This window comes from Nocardia sp. CWNU-33 (assembly GCF_046764895.1).
Lineage (GTDB): Bacteria > Actinomycetota > Actinomycetes > Mycobacteriales > Mycobacteriaceae > Nocardia.
On record NZ_JBKOQN010000039.1, the window covers coordinates 13,022 to 30,383 of the forward strand.

Annotated in this window: 20 protein-coding genes; 10 read left to right on the forward strand and 10 right to left on the reverse strand. The window is 66.3% G+C overall.

The window, feature by feature from the left end; translation table 11 throughout:
- Nucleotides 1-8 precede the first annotated feature (8 nt).
- Entirely contained in the window at nt 9-533 is a 525-nt protein-coding gene (locus ACLMAL_RS33615; protein WP_412002754.1) for a GNAT family N-acetyltransferase, read from the reverse strand.
- Nucleotides 534-758: 225 nt separating this feature from the next.
- Here ACLMAL_RS33615 and ACLMAL_RS33620 point away from each other — a divergent pair, with 225 nt between their 5' ends.
- The gene (locus tag ACLMAL_RS33620; RefSeq protein WP_412002755.1) at nt 759-2,399 is read left to right on the forward strand and encodes an acyl-CoA synthetase; all 1,641 of its coding nucleotides are present in this window, start codon (nt 759-761) and stop codon (nt 2,397-2,399) included.
- A 16-nt stretch (nt 2,400-2,415) separates the two neighbouring features.
- Here ACLMAL_RS33620 and ACLMAL_RS33625 read toward each other — a convergent pair whose 3' ends face one another.
- Nucleotides 2,416-3,144 (reverse strand): SDR family NAD(P)-dependent oxidoreductase, encoded by a 729-nt coding sequence (locus ACLMAL_RS33625; RefSeq protein ID WP_412002756.1) that lies wholly within the window; start codon nt 3,142-3,144, stop codon nt 2,416-2,418.
- Between the two features lie 207 nt (nt 3,145-3,351).
- Here ACLMAL_RS33625 and ACLMAL_RS33630 point away from each other — a divergent pair, with 207 nt between their 5' ends.
- Entirely contained in the window at nt 3,352-4,413 is a 1,062-nt protein-coding gene (locus ACLMAL_RS33630; RefSeq protein WP_412002757.1) for an AraC family transcriptional regulator ligand-binding domain-containing protein, read from the forward strand.
- Here the strand turns inward: ACLMAL_RS33630 and ACLMAL_RS33635 are convergent.
- The gene (locus ACLMAL_RS33635) at nt 4,330-4,776 is read right to left on the reverse strand and encodes a hypothetical protein (RefSeq protein ID WP_412002758.1); all 447 of its coding nucleotides are present in this window, start codon (nt 4,774-4,776) and stop codon (nt 4,330-4,332) included. The genes ACLMAL_RS33630 and ACLMAL_RS33635 overlap by 84 nt on opposite strands.
- A 386-nt stretch (nt 4,777-5,162) precedes the next feature.
- Here ACLMAL_RS33635 and ACLMAL_RS33640 point away from each other — a divergent pair, with 386 nt between their 5' ends.
- Nucleotides 5,163-5,843, forward strand: a complete 681-nt coding sequence (locus tag ACLMAL_RS33640) for a DUF5134 domain-containing protein (protein ID WP_412002759.1) — start codon at nt 5,163-5,165, stop codon at nt 5,841-5,843.
- 1 nt (nt 5,844) lies between these two features.
- Here ACLMAL_RS33640 and ACLMAL_RS33645 read toward each other — a convergent pair whose 3' ends face one another.
- From ACLMAL_RS33645 to ACLMAL_RS33660, 4 genes are all read right to left on the reverse strand, one after another.
- Nucleotides 5,845-6,519: a PhzF family phenazine biosynthesis protein gene (locus tag ACLMAL_RS33645; protein WP_328413212.1), complete on the reverse strand. Its 675-nt coding sequence runs from the start codon at nt 6,517-6,519 to the stop codon at nt 5,845-5,847.
- A gap of 238 nt (nt 6,520-6,757) precedes the next feature.
- Nucleotides 6,758-7,165 (reverse strand): hypothetical protein, encoded by a 408-nt coding sequence (locus ACLMAL_RS33650; protein WP_412002760.1) that lies wholly within the window; start codon nt 7,163-7,165, stop codon nt 6,758-6,760.
- Between the two features lie 239 nt (nt 7,166-7,404).
- Complete coding sequence (locus tag ACLMAL_RS33655; protein ID WP_328403579.1) at nt 7,405-7,944, reverse strand: carboxymuconolactone decarboxylase family protein; 540 nt, start codon at nt 7,942-7,944, stop codon at nt 7,405-7,407.
- Nucleotides 7,945-7,996: 52 nt separating this feature from the next.
- Nucleotides 7,997-8,584: a peroxiredoxin gene (locus ACLMAL_RS33660; protein ID WP_328403577.1), complete on the reverse strand. Its 588-nt coding sequence runs from the start codon at nt 8,582-8,584 to the stop codon at nt 7,997-7,999.
- Between the two features lie 111 nt (nt 8,585-8,695).
- Between ACLMAL_RS33660 and ACLMAL_RS33665 the strand changes: the two genes are divergently transcribed.
- The 5 genes from ACLMAL_RS33665 to ACLMAL_RS33685 all read left to right on the forward strand — a co-directional run bounded on the left by ACLMAL_RS33665 (nt 8,696) and on the right by ACLMAL_RS33685 (nt 11,866).
- Nucleotides 8,696-9,652 (forward strand): hydrogen peroxide-inducible genes activator, encoded by a 957-nt coding sequence (locus ACLMAL_RS33665; protein WP_412002761.1) that lies wholly within the window; start codon nt 8,696-8,698, stop codon nt 9,650-9,652.
- Nucleotides 9,630-10,130, forward strand: a complete 501-nt coding sequence (locus ACLMAL_RS33670; RefSeq protein ID WP_412002762.1) for a gamma-glutamylcyclotransferase family protein — start codon at nt 9,630-9,632, stop codon at nt 10,128-10,130. The genes ACLMAL_RS33665 and ACLMAL_RS33670 overlap by 23 nt, the downstream gene beginning before the upstream one ends.
- A 122-nt stretch (nt 10,131-10,252) precedes the next feature.
- Entirely contained in the window at nt 10,253-10,843 is a 591-nt protein-coding gene (locus ACLMAL_RS33675; protein ID WP_412002763.1) for a TetR family transcriptional regulator C-terminal domain-containing protein, read from the forward strand.
- Nucleotides 10,844-10,928: 85 nt separating this feature from the next.
- Nucleotides 10,929-11,669: an SDR family NAD(P)-dependent oxidoreductase gene (locus ACLMAL_RS33680; RefSeq protein WP_412002764.1), complete on the forward strand. Its 741-nt coding sequence runs from the start codon at nt 10,929-10,931 to the stop codon at nt 11,667-11,669.
- Nucleotides 11,669-11,866 carry a 4-oxalocrotonate tautomerase family protein gene (locus ACLMAL_RS33685; protein ID WP_328403569.1) on the forward strand — a complete coding sequence of 66 codons (198 nt, stop codon included), beginning with the start codon at nt 11,669-11,671 and terminating at the stop codon, nt 11,864-11,866. Before ACLMAL_RS33680 ends, ACLMAL_RS33685 begins: the two co-directional genes overlap by 1 nt.
- Nucleotides 11,867-11,921: 55 nt before the next feature.
- Here ACLMAL_RS33685 and ACLMAL_RS33690 read toward each other — a convergent pair whose 3' ends face one another.
- Nucleotides 11,922-12,521: a TetR/AcrR family transcriptional regulator gene (locus tag ACLMAL_RS33690; protein WP_412002765.1), complete on the reverse strand. Its 600-nt coding sequence runs from the start codon at nt 12,519-12,521 to the stop codon at nt 11,922-11,924.
- A gap of 42 nt (nt 12,522-12,563) precedes the next feature.
- Here ACLMAL_RS33690 and ACLMAL_RS33695 point away from each other — a divergent pair, with 42 nt between their 5' ends.
- Together ACLMAL_RS33695 and ACLMAL_RS33700 are read left to right on the forward strand one after the other, a co-directional pair.
- Nucleotides 12,564-13,967, forward strand: a complete 1,404-nt coding sequence (locus ACLMAL_RS33695; protein WP_412002766.1) for an amidase — start codon at nt 12,564-12,566, stop codon at nt 13,965-13,967.
- Between the two features lie 56 nt (nt 13,968-14,023).
- Nucleotides 14,024-14,899, forward strand: coding sequence for a cation:proton antiporter (locus ACLMAL_RS33700; RefSeq protein WP_412002767.1), 876 nt, complete (start codon nt 14,024-14,026; stop codon nt 14,897-14,899).
- A 38-nt stretch (nt 14,900-14,937) separates the two neighbouring features.
- On the opposite strand, the gene speD is transcribed toward ACLMAL_RS33700, so the two are convergent.
- Nucleotides 14,938-16,146, reverse strand: coding sequence for an adenosylmethionine decarboxylase (gene speD, locus ACLMAL_RS33705; protein ID WP_412002768.1), 1,209 nt, complete (start codon nt 16,144-16,146; stop codon nt 14,938-14,940).
- 8 nt (nt 16,147-16,154) lie between these two features.
- Nucleotides 16,155-17,255 carry a type III PLP-dependent enzyme gene (locus ACLMAL_RS33710; protein WP_412002769.1) on the reverse strand — a complete coding sequence of 367 codons (1,101 nt, stop codon included), beginning with the start codon at nt 17,253-17,255 and terminating at the stop codon, nt 16,155-16,157.
- Between the last annotated feature and the right edge of the window lie 107 nt (nt 17,256-17,362).

Here is a 17,362-nt window from a genome sequence, read left to right on the forward strand (position 1 = left end):
CGGTTCGGTCAGAGGGTGCGGGTCATGTAGACGCTGTGCGGGTCGGCGGTGTAGTCGGCGAACGGCGCGCAGCGTTCGAAGCCGTGGCGGGTGTAGAGACGTTGGGCGGGGGTGTAGAAGTCCGAGGCGCCGGTTTCCAGGCTGAGGCGGTGGTAGCCGCGGGAGCGGGCCGTCGTGATGATGTGGTCGAGCAGCAGTGTGGCGATGCCGCGGCCGGTGTGGGCGGCGGCGGTGCGCATGGACTTGATCTCGCCGTGGGTGGGATCGAGTTGTTTGAGGGCGCCGCAGCCGAGGAGGTCGGTGTCGTCCCACACGCTCCAGAAGGTGATGCCGGGGACACGCAGCGCGTCGAGGTCGAGAGCGTGCATGCTGCAGGCGGGGGAGTTGGCCTGCATGTCGGCCAGATGCTCGCCGAGCAGAGCGGCGATCCGGGGGCCGGAGAGGTCGTCGACGATGATCTGGACCGGGGGCGTGGTTGTCGACGCCCGTGGTGGGTGCGGTCGCAGTAGGTGCTCATCGGTGTCGCTCGGCATTCGTCCATCATGGACCGGATCCTCGGGCCGTGCGTGCGGGGTGGGGTGCCGCTCACTCGACGAACACGTTCGGCACGCTTTACTGTGAGGGCGCTCGCCCTCACCTCGGGTACGGCCGACCATGCAACACCCGCATCGATGGGTGCGGATCAGCAAGACCTCGGCCACGAGCACACCCCGGTCGACGGCGTTCGGTCGGGCACTGCCCAGCAGGGGAGCTGAATCATGAAGTTGACCGACAAAGTCGGGGCGCTGGCCGCTACCGCGGTACGTCGGGCCGCCGATGAAACGTATTACGCCGCGCTCACGGTCCGCGCCGGACTGGCGGCGCCGGAGCGCCCGGACCGGCTCGCCAGGATGGGTGTGGCGGTGCTGCGCTCGGGCATGCTCGGTGGGCTGCCGACGGTGGCCGCCCTGCGCTATCGGGATCGCGTCGCCATCATCGACGAAATCGGGACCGTTACGTTCCGCGAACTCGACGAGCGCAGCACCGCGCTCGCCAATGCGTGGCGCGCCCGAGGTCTGCGCGACGGTGAGGGTGTCGCGATCCTGGCGCGCAACCACCGCGGCTTCCACTACGCGGTGTTCGCCGCGGCCAAGTGTGGAGCCCGAATCGTGTTGCTGAACACCGATTTCGCCGGTCCGCAGCTGTGTGAGGTCGTTGCCCGTGAGGGCGCCGATCTGCTGGTCTTCGACGACGAATACTCCGGCATGCTCGGTGATCTCACGCCGCGGCGTGGCCGCTATCGCGCCTGGGCCGACAAGCCCGGCGTCGACACCCTCGACAATCTGATCGCGGGCGGTGCGCACATGGCGCCACGTCGGGCCACCACCACCGCCAAGATCATCCTGTTGACCAGCGGGACGACCGGCACCCCGAAGGGTGCGCCGCGCAACGAGCCGACCTCGCTCGCGCCGCTGGGTGCCATACTCGGCAAAGTGCCGTTCCGGGCCCGCGAGATCACCGAATGCCCTGCGCCGCTGTTCCATACGCTCGGCTTCGCGCACGCCATCCTGGCCGTCGGCTTCGGCTCCACCCTGGTGATCCGGCGTCGCTTCGATCCGCAGGCCGTGCTCGACAGCTTGGCCCGGCATCGCGCCACCGCGCTGATCGCCGTGCCGGTCATGTTGCAGCGTCTCGTGGATGCCGGCCCGAAAGGCTTCGCCGGGTACCGCTTCCCACGCTTGCGCATTATCTTCGTCGCCGGTTCGCAGCTGGGTGCGGAGCTGTGCGTTCGGGTGACAGCGGCCTTCGGCCCGGTGGTCTACAACGTCTACGGGTCCACCGAGGTGGCCTACGCGACCATTGCCACGCCCGCCGATCTTGCCGTCGAGCCGGGGTGTGTCGGCACCCCTGTGCCCGGCACCGTCGTGAAGATCTTCGACAGCAAGGACACCGAGGTGCCGCTCGGCGTGACCGGCCGCATCTTCGTCGGCAACAACTACCAGTTCGAGGGCTACACCGGCGGCGGCGACAAGGCCCGCATCGGCGGCCTGATGTCGACCGGCGATGTCGGCCACTTCGATAGGGCGGGAAGACTTTTCGTCGACGGACGCGACGACGACATGATCGTCTCCGGCGGCGAGAACGTCTTCCCCGGCGAGGTGGAGGAACTGCTCGCCGCGCACCCGGCCGTCGCGGAGGTGAGTGCGTTCGGCGTCGCTGACGAGAAGTACGGCCAGCGCCTGCGCGCGGTGGTCGTCGTCCGTGACGGGCACACCCTCACCGAAGACGAGGTCCGCGAGCACGTCAAGACCCATCTTGCCCGCTTCAAGGTCCCTCGCGACGTGCTGTTCATCGATGAACTGCCGCGCAATCCGACCGGAAAGGTGCTCAAGCGCGTGCTGCGTGAGCTGTCGGCCTGATCGGTGACCCGAGCCGCTACATGATGCCGAGCATGCGGCGCATCGTGTGGCGCAGATGCACGGGATCGGGCATGGCGGTACGAAACCAGCCCGAGGGCGGCACCACCAGCAGTCCGCCGCGTCGGTGCTCGACACAGTCGACGATGGCGTCGGCCACCGCCTCGGCGTCGGGCTCGAAACCGGGCGCGACGGTGCTGACGATGACGCCCTGTTCGGCGAGTCCGCGGTGCAGGGCCGTGCCGAGTCCGACGACCGCGTGCTTGGTCGCGCTGTAGACGGCGGCTCCGAGTGCGGCGGTGACCCCGACTGCCGAGCCGATGTTCACGATCTGGCCGTGGCCCTGCTCGATGAAGCGTGCGCCCGCCAGTCGGGACCCGGTGATGACCGCGCGCAGATTGACTTCGATCTGGAGGTCGGTGTCCGTATCGAACTCGGAAAGAAACGAACTGGTAGGCAGGATTTCTGCGGCGTTCACCACCACGTCCAACCCACCCAGCTTCTGTTCCGCGGTGGACAGAAACTCGGCGAATCGGACACTGTCGGTGACATCGAGCGGTAAGCCGAGCGCGGTGCCGCTGTGGATGCGGTTGAACTGATTCGTGACTGCGCGAACTCTTCCAGCATCGGAATCGCCGATCGCGATCTCGGCTCCCGCGGCCAGGAAGGCCAATGCCGCTTCTTTGCCGATGCCGTCGGTGCCGCCGGTGATCACGACGCGCTTGCCGGCAAGTGTCTTCTTCGACATTTGTTTTCGCCCGCTTTCGTCTTGCTTCGACACTATGGCGTCGACCGGCGGCACTCCATGCGATATCGGGTCATGGCCTTGCGGATACCGGCCAGCTGGAAATTTGCGGGTTGCGGTGCGAAGGCCGTTCGACCGCACGAGAATTCGGCCATCCGAACTCTGGCCATTTTCCTGCGGGCTTCGGACAACCTGGACGACGATGAGCCAGTGGCCTCGTGGGAGTGGCGGCGGTCGGTGGCGAATTCGGCGATCCTCGTCGAAGTCGCCGAAAGCCATGGACTCGGTCTCTCGGAGTGTTTGCGTGGCACGGACATCGCGCCGCAGCTGCTGATTACACCCAGCGCCGAGGTCACCGCGGCACAGGAATTGGAACTTGTCCGCAACATCGTCACCGCGCTCGGCGATCCATGGGGTCTCGGCATCGAGGCGGGTGTACGTACGCACATCACCACCCTCGGCGTGTTCGGACTTGCCGTCATGAGCAGTCCGACGATGCGTTCGGCCACCGAGGTCGCCATGCGCTACTTCAGCCTGATGACGTCGTTCTCGCGGGCCTGGCATGTCTATAACGACGAAGAATTGTGGCTCTACGTCGACGATCAGGATGTGCCCGCCGATGTGCGCGGCTTCCTCGGCGAGCGTGACGTCGCCGCGCTGCTGACGAACTGGGCGCTGGTGTTCGGCGTCGCGCCGCCGGTACTGCGCGGCGAAATCGGGGGCGGTAACCGTGAGCGGTTGCTGCCGCTGCTGGAGCAGTTCGAAATACCGAGCACCGATGCCGCAGGCCCGCACCTCGCGATATTCGACGCCACCGGCATGGACGCCCCGATGCCACAGGCCAGCCCCCTCACGGCCCTGTTTTTCGAAGAGCAATGCGCCGATCTGCTGCAACGGCGCGGTCTTCGACACGGTCTATCCGGTTCGGTGCGCGAGCTGCTGATGCACCGGCTCAACGGTCGCCTCGCGCAGGAGGATGTGGCGGCGAGCCTGCATATGAGTCTGCGTACCATGCGTCGTCGGCTGGCGGAGGAGGGCACGTCCTACCGTCAGCTGTGCGTCGAGACCTATGGCAATCTGGCCGAGGAGTTGCTGGCCACCGGGCTCACCGTGGAGGATGTCGCCTTCCGGATGGGTTACTCGGGCGCGCCGAGCTTTTCGACCGCGTTCAAGCAGTGGCGCGGTATCTCACCGGGCCGATTCGCCCGCGCCGCTACCGATCGCAACCGTCCCGCCGTGCCCCGCTGTGCGGATCACCTCGAGCAAGCCTGATTTCCGGATCGTCTGAGCCTTCTCTGCGAGCGCCACCTCGACGCCCGACTCGGTCAGGCTGCCGCCGTCGACCATGGCCAGCGCGAACGCATTTTCGGCCTCGGCCAGGGTGAGTCCGAGCGCGGCCCTGGTCAGCCGATCGCGGCCCCGGTCGTCGAGGCGTACGGGCACGGTGTCGGCGTTCGCCGTGATCATGCCATCGAGCAGGGCGCGGATCTCGTCCTCGCCGGGTAGTGCGAAATCGACTACAGTGAAGTCCTTTTCGAGCTCCGGTGGAATCCGCAGGATCGTTGAAACGAGGATCGCCGTGCGAGCGAGATCACCCGTGCGGAAGGCGCGCACCAGATCTCGCAGCGTGCGCACGACCTGCGGATCTGCCGGTCGGGTTGCCTCGCCGAGGAAGCCGTGCAGATCGTGGAATACGAATACCGCCCGTTCGGTAACCCGCTGCGCCGCGCGGACCGTGGCGACCGGGTCGTTGGTGCCGCGCTCGGGCGCCTGTCCCCGCCCGGCACAGGCCGTCGGTGGCAGACCACCGCCAGACCGGCCGCGGCGTCTTCAGCGCGGCCGTGGTGGCGACGATCTCGTCGAGCGCGCGTTGTTCTTCGAACGATTCGAGGTACAGCAGTGGGAACCGCGCTTGGAGCAGCTGCGTGAGGGTGCGGCGAAAGCCTCCGTCGGAAAAGGGTGCCCTAAGGGTGCGTGGGTGCGAGCATGGAGATGCTGCCCGCGACGAGAGGTGGTGGAGTGTGGCGGAGTTCGTTCAGGAGTACGCCGCGTTGCGGTGGTCGGTGGTGGTGGCGTTCCTGTGTGCGTCGGTGATCGTGGTTTTCCGGTTGGCGACGCCGTCCGCAGCCGGTGCGATGCCGCGTCCGGCTGGGGATGTGCGGGCTGAATATGCGCGGCGGCGTGACAATTCGATCGACAGCGACGGGCCGGATACCTGTCACGAGTCCGATGCCGCGCATCTGATCATGTGCCTGGTCATGTTGACCATGCTGGTCTTTCCTGCGGGGGCGAATCCGCTTGCGTTACGCGGGGTGCTGACCGCGATAACGGTGGTATTCGCGGTGTTGCTGCTCGGCCGGATCGCAGAGTGGCACAGCGAGAGTCGAGCGATGCCCGCCGATCGGATGGTCGCGCTCGGATATCACGTCGTGGCCGCGGGGGCGATGCTGTACGCGATGTCGGGGCATCGGGACAGTGGGCACGGCGGCGGACCCGAACCCGGCCCCGCCCTGGTTTTGGCGATGCTTTTCGCCGTGGACGCGGTCGTGGCGATAGTCGCGGTGAGCGCGGGGTGGCGGTATCACTGGCTCGGTCATCCGGCCGGTGCGCCGGCCGCGCGAGTGCTCTCCTCGGCGATCGTGCCCCACGTCGTGATGGACGTGGGGACCGCCTACATGCTGATCGCCGTGGTCTACGGGTGACTCAGATGTCGATGACCGAGTCCGCGACGACGCGTCCGCCGAGGCGTACCCAGCCGTCGGAGTCCCATTCGGTGAAAAGCTGGGAGCCCTTGCCCTGGGTGATCACCAGGCCGCGGCGCAGTAGTGCGGTCAGCGCGACGGCGCCGGCGCCGGTGGCCTCGTCTTCGGCGATGCCCATGGAGGGTGCGAACATCCTGGAGCGCAGCGCGCCGCGGTGCTCATCGGTCCACGCCCACAGGTAGTGATGTCCGGTGGAGAAGTCGTCCGGGTTCAGCGCCGCCAGCTCCTCGATGTCGGCGAGCTGATGGAAGGTGAATTCGGGCGCCCATTCGCCCCGGGCCGTGATCCAGGTGAGCCCGTCGGTCAGTTCGACGGCCACCGGTCCCGCGAGCAGATCGAGCACCTGCACCTCGAGGCCCTGCTCGGCGAACCACCACCCGGTGCCTACCGATGGGTGACCAGCGAAGGGCAGTTCCACGGCGGGCGTGAAGATCCGCACCCGGGCGGATCCCTCCACGGGGTCGTCGACTACGACGGTTTCACTGAAACCGACACGCGCCGCGAGCGCCTGCCGGTCTGCGTCGGCAACCTCGTCCGCACGGGCGATTCCCAGCTCGTTTCCGAACCGTCCGGCCGCGTCGGTGAACACCCGCACAACCTCGACCCGCGTGCTCATGACCTCCAGCTCATCCTGTGTGCCCATGGTCGTGAGCCTACCGGGACTTCAGGCGTGCTCCCAGGTATGGATAGGGTCGAGATCCGACTGGGCCGGCGATCCTTGCAACCGATCGGCTATCTGTCTGTGCCGGCGTGGGCGTGAGCCGATGGACGCGCGGAAATTTGTCCTATAAGTCTGAATTGTCGCTCGGCCATGGGGATTGGTCACCTAATCGGGGGAGGCGTGGAGCGAAAAGTCATCGGGGCATCGTCGGAGATCCCGGTGTGCTCGCGTCATCGGGTGTCGAACACGCGGTCAGGTCCGGTATGGCCTCGGTCAGCAGGTGTTGGTCACAGTGGATGCCCGCGAGCGTGGCCGTGATCGATGTGGCGAGTTCGAAGCCGTGGGTGTGGACCAGATAGTCGGCTAGATCCGTGTTGTCGTCGAAGTACCTGCCGATGCCGTCGGGATTCAGGATACAGGCGTCGATCCCGACTGCCGCGTAGACGGCGGCGCCGATCGGATCGGCGTGGGGTGCGAACAGGTAGGCCAGGCCACGCTGCCGGAATAGGTTGTGCGAGCGTGGATGCCATAGCACCGAGCGAATCTTGTCGGCCGACCGCGCCAGCGTATCGGCCACAGCGGCAGCGGCTGCCGCGTTCACCGTAGTTTTCGTGTGTGACCGAGCCCGCGGAACAGATCGGACTTCGACCACCAGGCCCTCGGTACGGCCCAGTCGTCTTCGCTCGTCGGTGGTGTGCGGACGGCCATCGGCCCGTCTCCCTCTGTGGCGCTGGGTGTTTCGCCGACAGGCTAGCGACGGCGTCCGACAACTCCCGGCCGTGAGACGAACGACGGCCCCGTCCTGGTCTTGGGTGGACGGGGCCGTCGGGGTATGAGACGTCAGACCGTGGCGGCGGCCAATGCCTCCGTGGACTGGACCGCCTGGCCGACACCGGCGACGATGGCGGCCACGCGCAGCGATTCGAAGATCACCTCGCGTGAGACGCCCGCCTCGCGCAGCACGTTCTCGTGCGCCTCCAGGCAGTGTGCACAGCCGTTGATCGAGGACACGGCGAACGACCACAGTTCGAAATCGGCCTTGTCGACGCCCGGCGTGCCGATGATCTGCATGCGCAGGCCGGCCCGCAGGTCGTCGTAGCGGCCGCCGAGGAACGCCTTGCCTCGGTAGAACACATTGTTCATGCCCATGATCGAGGCCGCGCCGAGTGCGGCGTTGTACGCCTCCGACGACAGGGTGTCGGCGGCTTCCTCGGCGATCTCGCGCAGCGTGGTCGCCGACCGGGTTGCGGCCGCCGACGCGAGGAGTGTGCCCCACAGTTGCTGCTCGTTCAGCACGGTGGTGCGTGCGATGGACGACAGGTTGAGCTTGAGGTCCTTGGCGTACTCGGGGAGGGAGTTCTTCAGGGTCTCGATGCTCATTCGGCGAATCCTCTACTCATGCTGGGTTTTCGGTGTACTCGGGCGAAGGATCTCAGACGCTGGCGGCGAGCAGCTCGCCCGCGTCGATGGTCGGGTCGCCCTTCTTCCAGTTGCAGGCGCACAGCTCGTCGGACTGCAGCGCGTCGAGCACCCGCAGTACTTCGTCGACGTTGCGGCCGACCGAACCAGCTGTCACCGAGACGAACTGGATCTCATTGTTCGGGTCGATGATGAAGGTGGCGCGGTCGGCGACGCCGTCGGCATTGAGAACGCCGGTGGCGGAAGCGAGTTCACGCTTGAGGTCCGAGAGCATCGGGAACGGGAGGGTCTTGAGGTCCTCGTGCTGGGCGCGCCACTGGAAGTGCACGAACTCGTTGTCGACCGAGGCGCCGAGCACCTGCGCGTCGCGGTCTGCGAACTCCTCGTTGAGCTTGCCGAAGGCGGCAATCTCGGTGGGGCACACGAAGGTGAAGTCCTTCGGCCAGAAGAAGACGATCCGCCACTTGCCCGCGTGGTCGTCGGAGGTGATCTGGGTGAAGTAATCGTCAGGCTGCTGAGCGTCGACCTTCGACAGGTCACCGCCGATGACCGCGGTGAGGTTGTATGCCGGGAATTGGTCGCCGATGGTCAGCAAGGCCATGCTTTTCTCCTCGTCATGTTGGTTTGCTAGCGCTGTGCGAAAAGCTCACTTGTGATCTTGCCCAAAGCCCGGTGAAAGGTAAACGTGATCAGTCGCACTACACTGATAGGCGTGACTGATCAGACTTATCAGCCGACCCTGTCGCAGCTGCGTGCGTTCGTCGCGATCGCGGAATATCGCCATTTCGGCACTGCGGCAGCCAGGCTCAGTGTGAGCCAGCCCACGCTATCGCAGGCGCTCGCGGCGCTGGAACACGGCCTCGGGCTGCAACTGATCGAACGCAGCACGCGGCGCGTGCTCGTCACCGCCGCCGGGATGCGGCTGCTGCCGCAGGCGATCGCGACCCTCGAAGCGGCCGACCGATTCGTCGCTTCAGCGGCTGGTGACGGGCTCGGCGGTACACTGCGTCTCGGCATCATTCCGACAGTCGCCCCGTATGTGCTGCCTGCGCTACTGCCCGAATTGCGTACGCGGGTACCCGCGTTGGTGCCCCAGGTGATCGAGGACCGGACCGCGCGACTGCTCGACGGTCTGCGTACCGGAGTGCTGGATGTCGCGCTGCTCGCACTGCCGACGGAAATGTCCGGAGTGGTCGAGATACCGCTGTATACCGAGGAATTCGTGCTGGTCACCCCGCGCGGTCATGAACTGGCCGGGCGCACCGACATCGCGCCGGCGGCCCTCGATGCGCTGCCGCTGCTGCTACTGGACGAGGGGCACTGTTTGCGCGACCAGACGCTGGAGTTGTGTCGCACCTCCGACGTGCATCCTGCTGGCGTCGGCGACACACGTGCGGCGTCGCTGGCAACTGTAGTGCAGTGCGTGGCAGGAGGTTTGGGTGTAACGCTGATTCCAGAGATGGCGGTTGCCGCCGAAACCGCCCGCGGCACACTGGAAACCGCACGCTTCGCGGCGCCCGCGCCGGGCCGCACCCTGGGGCTCGCCTTCCGGGCTTCTACGGCGCGGACCGAGGACTACGCGCAGCTGGCCGAGATCATTCGCGATATCGGTCCAGCGGCCGAAGGCGCGATAACAGGAGGTAGCAGTGGAGCGGTTCGAGACGTCTGACGCGGATGCGCGCGCGGTGGCGCCGATCGGCAACGGCACGGCAGATCCGCGGCGGCTCGGGTTTGTCCGCGGCGCGGACGATGTGCTCTTCGTATACGGGACATTGCAGTTTCCTGCGGTATTGATCGAACTGCTCGGTCACTGTCCGAGTCTGGAGCCGGTCGAGGTGTCGGGCTGGCGGGTGGCGGCGCTGCCGGGTCGCGTGTATCCCGGACTCGTGTCACGGCCTGCGTCGGTGGCTCGCGGTGTACTGCTCACCGGACTTACCAACGCCGAGTGGAAAGTGTTGGACGCCTTCGAGGATGCCGAGTACGACCTGAGTCCGCTGGTAATCCCCGGACATGCGCGAGTCCTGACCTACGTTTGGACGGCGGAGGTCTCGCCGGGGGACTGGGATGTCGACCGGTTCGCGCTCGATCATCTGGCCGAGTTCACCGCCAGGTGCGTGCGGTGGCGTGCCGGCTTGTCCGCGTTCTAGCCGGACCTATCGGGGCATTCCGGGTCGATCACGCGGGTTGTGCCGCGGCGGCCAACGACGAGCACTCGCTTCGGCCGGATTCGCATTTGCCATTCCAAGACGACCGGTCGTATATTGGTCTCATGGCGCGACCGCGACGGAGTGACGACACTCGGCAGCTTCTGGTCGAGGAAGGTGCTGCCGGGTTCTTGGCCAACGGATATCACGGCACCGGAATCAAGCAGGTGCTCGATGCAGTCGGTGTGCCCAAGGGTTCGTTCTACAACTACTTCGACAGCAAGGAAACCTTCGGGCAGGCGATCATCGACCATCATTCGCTGTGTGTGCAGCGGAACCTGGCCGAGGCGCTGGGCGCTGCGCCGGATCCGGTGGCGGGGCTGCGGGCGTTCTTCGGGCGGCTGATGGGGGAGTTCGTCGAGGCCGAGTACACGGGCGGGTGCCTGATTGCGAACCTCGGCGGCGAGCTGGAGGGTAGCGATGTGCTGCGCGAATCGCTTGCCGGCGCATGGCATTCGTGGCGCGACGGGGTGGCGGAGGCGCTGCGCCAAGCGCAGCAATCGGGTGCTATTCGCGCCGATATCGACGCGATGGATCTCGCGGACCTGCTATTGGAGTCCTGGGAGGGGGCGGTGATCCGGATGAAGATCGACCGCTCGCTCGAACCGCTGCAGAAGTGTTTGCGCCGACTGCTGGACGACTACTTCCGGCCATAGTTCCCTCCGCATTGCGTACGGATCATGTGCTGCACATTCCAAGACGACCGGTCGTATCAAGAAGTTCACGAGAAAGCGAGAAGATATGTCCACATCGAAAACGGTCATCGTGACCGGATCCTCCAGCGGGATCGGGCGCGATGCCGCACGGGCTTTCGTGGAGCGTGGCGACAACGTCGTGCTCAACGGGCGTGACGCGGACAAGCTCGCGGCGGTGGCCGACGAGCTGTCCGCGGCGGATCAGGTGGCGATGTTCGCAGGCGATATCGGCTCTCCTGCAACGGGAACCGAGCTGGTTCGGGTCGCCGTCGAGCGGTTCGGCCGGGTCGACGTGCTGGTGAACAACGCGGGGATCTTCGGAGCCAAGCCGTTCGTCGACGTCACCGAGGCAGACCTCGACAGCTACCTGAACGGGAACCTCAAGGGCACCTACTTCACCACCCAGGCAGTGGTCCGGCAGTTGCGAGCGCAGCGCAGCGGCGGCAGCATCGTCAATATCGGCACCGTGCTGATCAATCACGCGCTGGCCGGGCTGCCCGCCTCCGCGGCACTGGTCAGCAAGGGCGGCGTTCATGCGCTGACCACCAGCCTCGCCGCCGAGCTCGCGGCCGACGGCATCCGGGTGAATGCTGTTGCGCCAGGGATCATTCGCACCCCGTTGTTCGACGACGGCGATGAAAGCTCCTCGGGCAAGCTGGCTTTGCTGAATCGGATCGGTGAGGTGAGTGAAACCAGTGCCGCCGTGCTGTATCTCGCGGATGCCACGTTCACAACCGGTCACATCCTCCCCGTCGACGGCGGGTTCATCTCGGGAAGGGCTGCGTAATGCCGTACGTCAACATCAAAGTCACCAACGAGGGCGTGACGCGGGAACAGAAGTCGCAGTTGATCAAGGGAGTCACCGATCTGCTGCGGGATGTGCTCGGTAAGGATCCCGCGACGACGTTTGTGGTGATCGATGAGGTCGAGCTGACCGATTGGGGTATCGGCGGCATGAACGTCGAGCAGTACCGCGCGCAATAGGCTCTAGTCGACGTTCGGGCGCGCACGCCGGGCGCCCGAACGTGTCTCGGCGGAGCTACTTCTTACCTCGAGATTCCGACAGTGCGGCCCAAGAGTTGATGAGCAGCTCGCTTGCCACCGCGACGACGTCGTCCGGAATCCCTTCGGGTGTCAGCAATTTCTGGATGAGCAGACCGTCCTCCAGTGCGTGAATGATCAGCGCGAGGAAGGCGGGATCGGCCGGCGGCCGTGGTAGCTCGTCGGCGACGCCCGCGGTGATGGCGGCACGGGCGAGTAGTTCGCGCTCGGCGAGGCGTGGTCGCAGGTCGGGGTTGCGCAGGATGTGCAGTATGAGCTCGAGGCGCAGTGCGAGCCAGTCGGTGAGATGCTCGGCGCGATCGCGGTTGAACTGTCGCAGCGGCTCGCGGGTGGTGTGGTCGAGCCGGCTGACCTCGTCGATTTCGCGCTGCGTTCGCCGGACGAGCAGTTCGACGATCAATTCGTGCTTGTCGGTGAAGTTGCCGTAGACAGCGCCTCTGGTGTAGCCGGCGCGTTCGGCGATCTGTTCCACCGAGGTGCCGTTGACGCCCCGCTCGACGAACAGTTCGGCGGCAGCGGCGAGCAGTCGATCGCGGGTCTGCTGTCGGCTCTGCTCACGGGTAAGTCGCTCCTTCATATTCAGTAGTGTATCTGGATACAGGTATGTATCTTCCTGAACGTGGAGATTTGTGGAGCAACCGCGAAACAGCTCGCGGCGGCGGTGTCGGCCGGAGCAGTCAGTGCGGTCGAGGTGATGACCGCGCACCTGGCGCGCATCGAGGCGGTCGACCCGGTGGTGAACGCGGTGACGAATGTGCTGGCCGACAGTGCCCTGAAGGCGGCCGAGCAGGTCGACCGGCGGCTGGCTGCCGGTGCGCGGGTGGGGCCGCTGGCCGGGGTTCCTTTCACCGTGAAGGAGAACATCCACGTCGCGGGGTCGGCGACGACGATGGGGGTGCCGCGGTTACGTCACCTGGTGGCTCCGGAGGATGCGCCACCGGTCCGGCGACTGCGGGCTGCGGGGGCGATACCCATCGGCCGAACCAACCTGCCGGACTTGACGATCGCGGGCATGCACACGACCAGCACGCTCTACGGCGACACCCGCAACCCATGGGACCTGGCAAGCCGTAGCCCGGGCGGCAGCAGCGGTGGCGATGGTGTTGCGGTAGCCACCGGGATGACGCCGCTGGGGCTCGGCAACGATTCCGGTGGCTCACTGCGCATTCCTGCGACGTTCAACGGCGTGGCCGCGCTCAAACCGAGCTACGGGCGGTTCGCGGCGGATCACCGCCTCGGTGGGCAGGAGCCGACGTTGGCCTCACAGGTGCTGCCCGTCGATGGGCCGATGGCGCGGTCGGTGGCAGATCTGCGGCTGGTGTACGAGGTATTGGCGGGAGCCGACCCGCAGGACCCGCGGGCGGTGCCCGCGCCCGTGGACGGCGCGGCGCTCGCTGGACCGGTTCGGATCGGACTGGTTGTCGACCCGGGTAGCCACGGCGTGCACCCCCACGTCCGAGCTGCGGTGCAGACCGCGGCGGCGGTCTTGCGGGAGGCCGGATACCTGGTCGAGGAGGTGGAAACGCCCGCGTTGGCCGAGGCGTTGGAGGTCTATGCGGGCCTGATCAGCACCGAGTTCTCCTTGGTGTGGTCGAATATCCGACCGTTGTTGAGTGTGAGCGGCCGACGGCACCTGGAGCTGATCATGCAGCGGCGACCGCCGTTGGACCTGGCTGGATACGTCCAGCTGACCGCTGCCCGGCTGGGGGTGCAGCGACAGTGGGCGAGCTTCTTCGCGCGCTATCCGTTGCTCTTGGGGCCGGTGTCGACCGAGCTGCCACCGGCTCCGCTGGTCCCGACCGATGCGCAGGAGCATGAGCGAATGATGGGGCCGGTGCGGTTGTGCACGGCGAGCTCCCTGGTGGGAGTCCCCGCGGTGGCAGTTCCCGTCGGTGTGACCGATGGCCTGCCCCAGGGCGTGCAGATCATCGGCGGAATGTACCGAGAGGACCTGTGTCTGGCCGCGGCGGGTGTCATCGAGAATGCGGTGGGGGTTGTGACGCCCGTCGACCCCCGGCCTTAGCCGGCCCGTCGAATCGAGTTAGCCTGCACCGCAAGGCATTCAGCCGCTCGCGGTGTATGCCAGGCGCGCGGCATGAAAACGGTAAGTCGCGCGAGTTACCCTCCGGATACGGGGAAGACGGAGTTGCGCTCGGGGCCGTTCCGGCGATCTTCGACTGTCCGTGCTCGCTAACGCGACGTTGGCTGGCCAGGCTCGACACCTGGGTGCCGCGCCGCGGCGACGCCGAGCGCGCGGGCGGGTTGCCGGTCGCCCCGCTGACCGTCGTCTTGCTGGTAGTCCTGCTGGCCGCCTGCTTCACCGATTTCGTCGGCATCCACTCGGTGCTCGGTGCGTTTGTCGCGGGTCTGGTGATGCCGCGCGGCGAACTCGTGGAGCAGATCCGGCAGCGCTTCGAGCCGCTGGTCGGATATCTACTGCTGCCTGCCTTTTTCATCTACACCGGACTCAACACGAAACTCGGTGTGATCGTCGAACCCGCGGTGGTAGTGATGACTGCCGTGGTGTTGGTGGTGTCGTTCGCCGGCAAGTTCGGTGCGGTGGGCCTGGTCGCCCGGACCCAGGGCATGGGCTGGCGGGAGGCGGGTGCGATGGGCGCACTGGCCAACGCCCGCGGATTGATGGAGCTGGTGCTGCTGCACATCGGCCTGACCGCCGGGCTGATCACGCTGGAGCTCTACACCATCCTCGTGGTGATGACCACGGTCACGACCTTCATCGCGACGCCGGTGCAGCGCATGTTCGAGCGCAGCGCTTGGAAAAACGGCCGGGTCTTCGGACCCACTGGCGAGGAGCCGAAACCGCTCGCGGAGCCGTCGTCGGCAGGGGAGTCGAACATACCGTGCCGGTGGCGACGGTATCCAGGGCGAACCCGTCAGGGCACCCGGTCGTCCAATAGTGGCCGACATCCCCGAACGCACCGGCACCCGCGGTGAATTCCGCAGGGAGCCGGTGCGTCTCGGTCTATCGACAATTACTGCTGCGCGCGCAGTGCGTGCGGCTCGATGGCTCCGCGTACCAGGGCGCGATCATCGATCGTCTCCGGACGGTAGGGCAGCGTGACCAGCCGGTTGGTCATGGCCTGCACCGGGTCGGCGATCGGCTCGACGAGTCCGAACAGGAACGACCACTCGTGCTCGTCACTGCCGTAGTGCACGACCGTGCCGAACTGCTCGTGGAAGCGCTGCCAGGACCGCTTGAGGGTTTCGTTGCGCCACATGGTCGCGCAACCGGCCTGCGCACACAGCACACCGCCGGGTGCGAGCAGGGCCCGACATCGCTGCAGGAATTCCGCCTCGTACAGGCGATTGTGCTGCGCGTCCTCGACTCGCTCGTCGGGCAGGTCGATCACGATGACGTCGTAGCGGGTGCCCGCCTCGGTTGCCTCGGCGAGGAAGTCCCAGCCGTCGGCGTAGTGCACCGTGATCGGGCCCTCGCCCTCGACCGCTGCGGTCAGCTCCGCGGTCGTGTAGCCGTAGGGCAGGTGCTCGGCGCACAGCTCGACCTCGAGTTGATCGATGTCGACATGGTCGACATGGGTCGCACCCGCCGCCACCGACATCTGGCTTGCCACGCCCTCACCGGAACCGATGATCAGCACGTTTTCCAGCTTCTCGGCCAGCACGAAGGCGGGAACCATCATCGCCTCGTGGTAGGTGAGCTGCGAGAACTCGGTGGACTGCCGATCGTTGTCGGAGAACAGGCTGATGCCCTGCTCGGTCTTCGCGATCAGCATGTGCTGGAAGGGCGTGTGGGTGTCGACGATGACGTCGGAGACATCCCAGATACGGGTCAACCCTTCGCCGACCGGCTCCTCGACGCGATGCCCGGCCCGGCCGCGTCGGATGGTCGACATGCGAACTTCCTTGGGCGACAACTCATCCCGAAGCAGCTCCACGGCCTTCGAGGCGCCCTCGCCGATGCTCCCGCAGGTGAAGACGTCGACGAAGATGTCACCCGACTCCGGGTAGGTGTGGATGGAGGCATGCGATTCCGACAGCAGCGCAAGCACGGTGACGCCCTGCGGCTCGAATTTCTTGTGCACGACATCGCAGATCGTGACTCCCGCGGCGATCAACGATTTTCGCATCGCCGCTTCGAGTCGTTCGAGGTCATCGCAGAGGGCCGCGTCGACACCACCGAACTCGGCCAGCACGTGCCAGCCGGTGAATTCCGCCGTCATGGGGCAACTCACTCTCGCTCAGCGCCCGAGACATGAACGGTCAAGGGCGGAAAACCATTGAAGGACACCGACGAATAGCTCGCGGTATAGGCGCCGGTGTCGAGGATCTGAATGCGATCACCGGCTCGCAACGTGGTCGGAAGGAGGACTCGCGTGCGTTGATACAGTACATCGTCGCCGTCGCAGGTCGGACCGGCCACCACCGCCTCGTCTACGGGATCACCGTCACGTTCGGTGACGAAGCGGTAAGCGATGTACTCGTTCTCTGTCTCGGCCATCCCGTTGTAGCGGCCGATGTCGAGATACACCCAGCGCCGTCCATCCGGCGCGATGCGCACGCCGACCACCTCGGCGTGAATAGTGCCCGCCGACCCCACGAGCGCACGGCCCGGCTCGATGACGAGTCCGGCGGTCTCGGGCAGGAATTCAGCGGTCGCGGCCGCAACAACGGCCGCGATGTCGTCGAGCGCGGGCGCCGCCTCGACGTAGGAGATGGGCAGGCCGCCGCCGATGTTCACCGACTCGACCTGAATGTCTTTGTCCGCCAACGCCACAGCGATATCTCCGGCCTGTTCGATACCGATCCGCCAGGCCTCGGGGTCCAGCTGTTGCGAACCGACGTGAAAGTACGGTCCCGCCACTATCAGCCCGAGATCGCGGGCGCGCACCAGCAGGCGCAACGCCTCGGCGGGGCTGCAGCCGAACTTGGTGCCGAACGGGGTCTTGGATTCGGGGGCCGCGGACAGGAAGCGGCATTCGACCTCGGAGCCCGGTGCGTGTGCAGCGATGCGCAGTAGGTCGTCCTCGGTGTCGAAGGCGTAGCGGCGCACGCCCGCGGCATCGGCGGCCGCGATGTGGGCGGCCTTTTTGATCGGGTTCCCGTAGCACATCCGTGCCGGGTCGACACCCGCACGCAGGCACAGTTCGATCTCGCCGACGCTGGCGACGTCGAACTCCGCACCCTCCTTCGCCAGCAGCCGGATGAGCTCCGGAACCGGACTTGCCTTGACCGCGAACCGAATTCGCGCCGTGGGTAGCGCGGTGCGGAGTGCGCGGAAGTTATCGCGCACCCGCTCAGGGTCGATGACCAAGAAGGGTGATTCGGGCATGTTTGAACTGATCAATCTAAGGGAACTCTCCATGGTTTGGTCTGTTGCCTTCGTTCAGGTACCGCGCGAGAGAGTATCAGCGCAATGGCCCCGATTACGAACTCGTT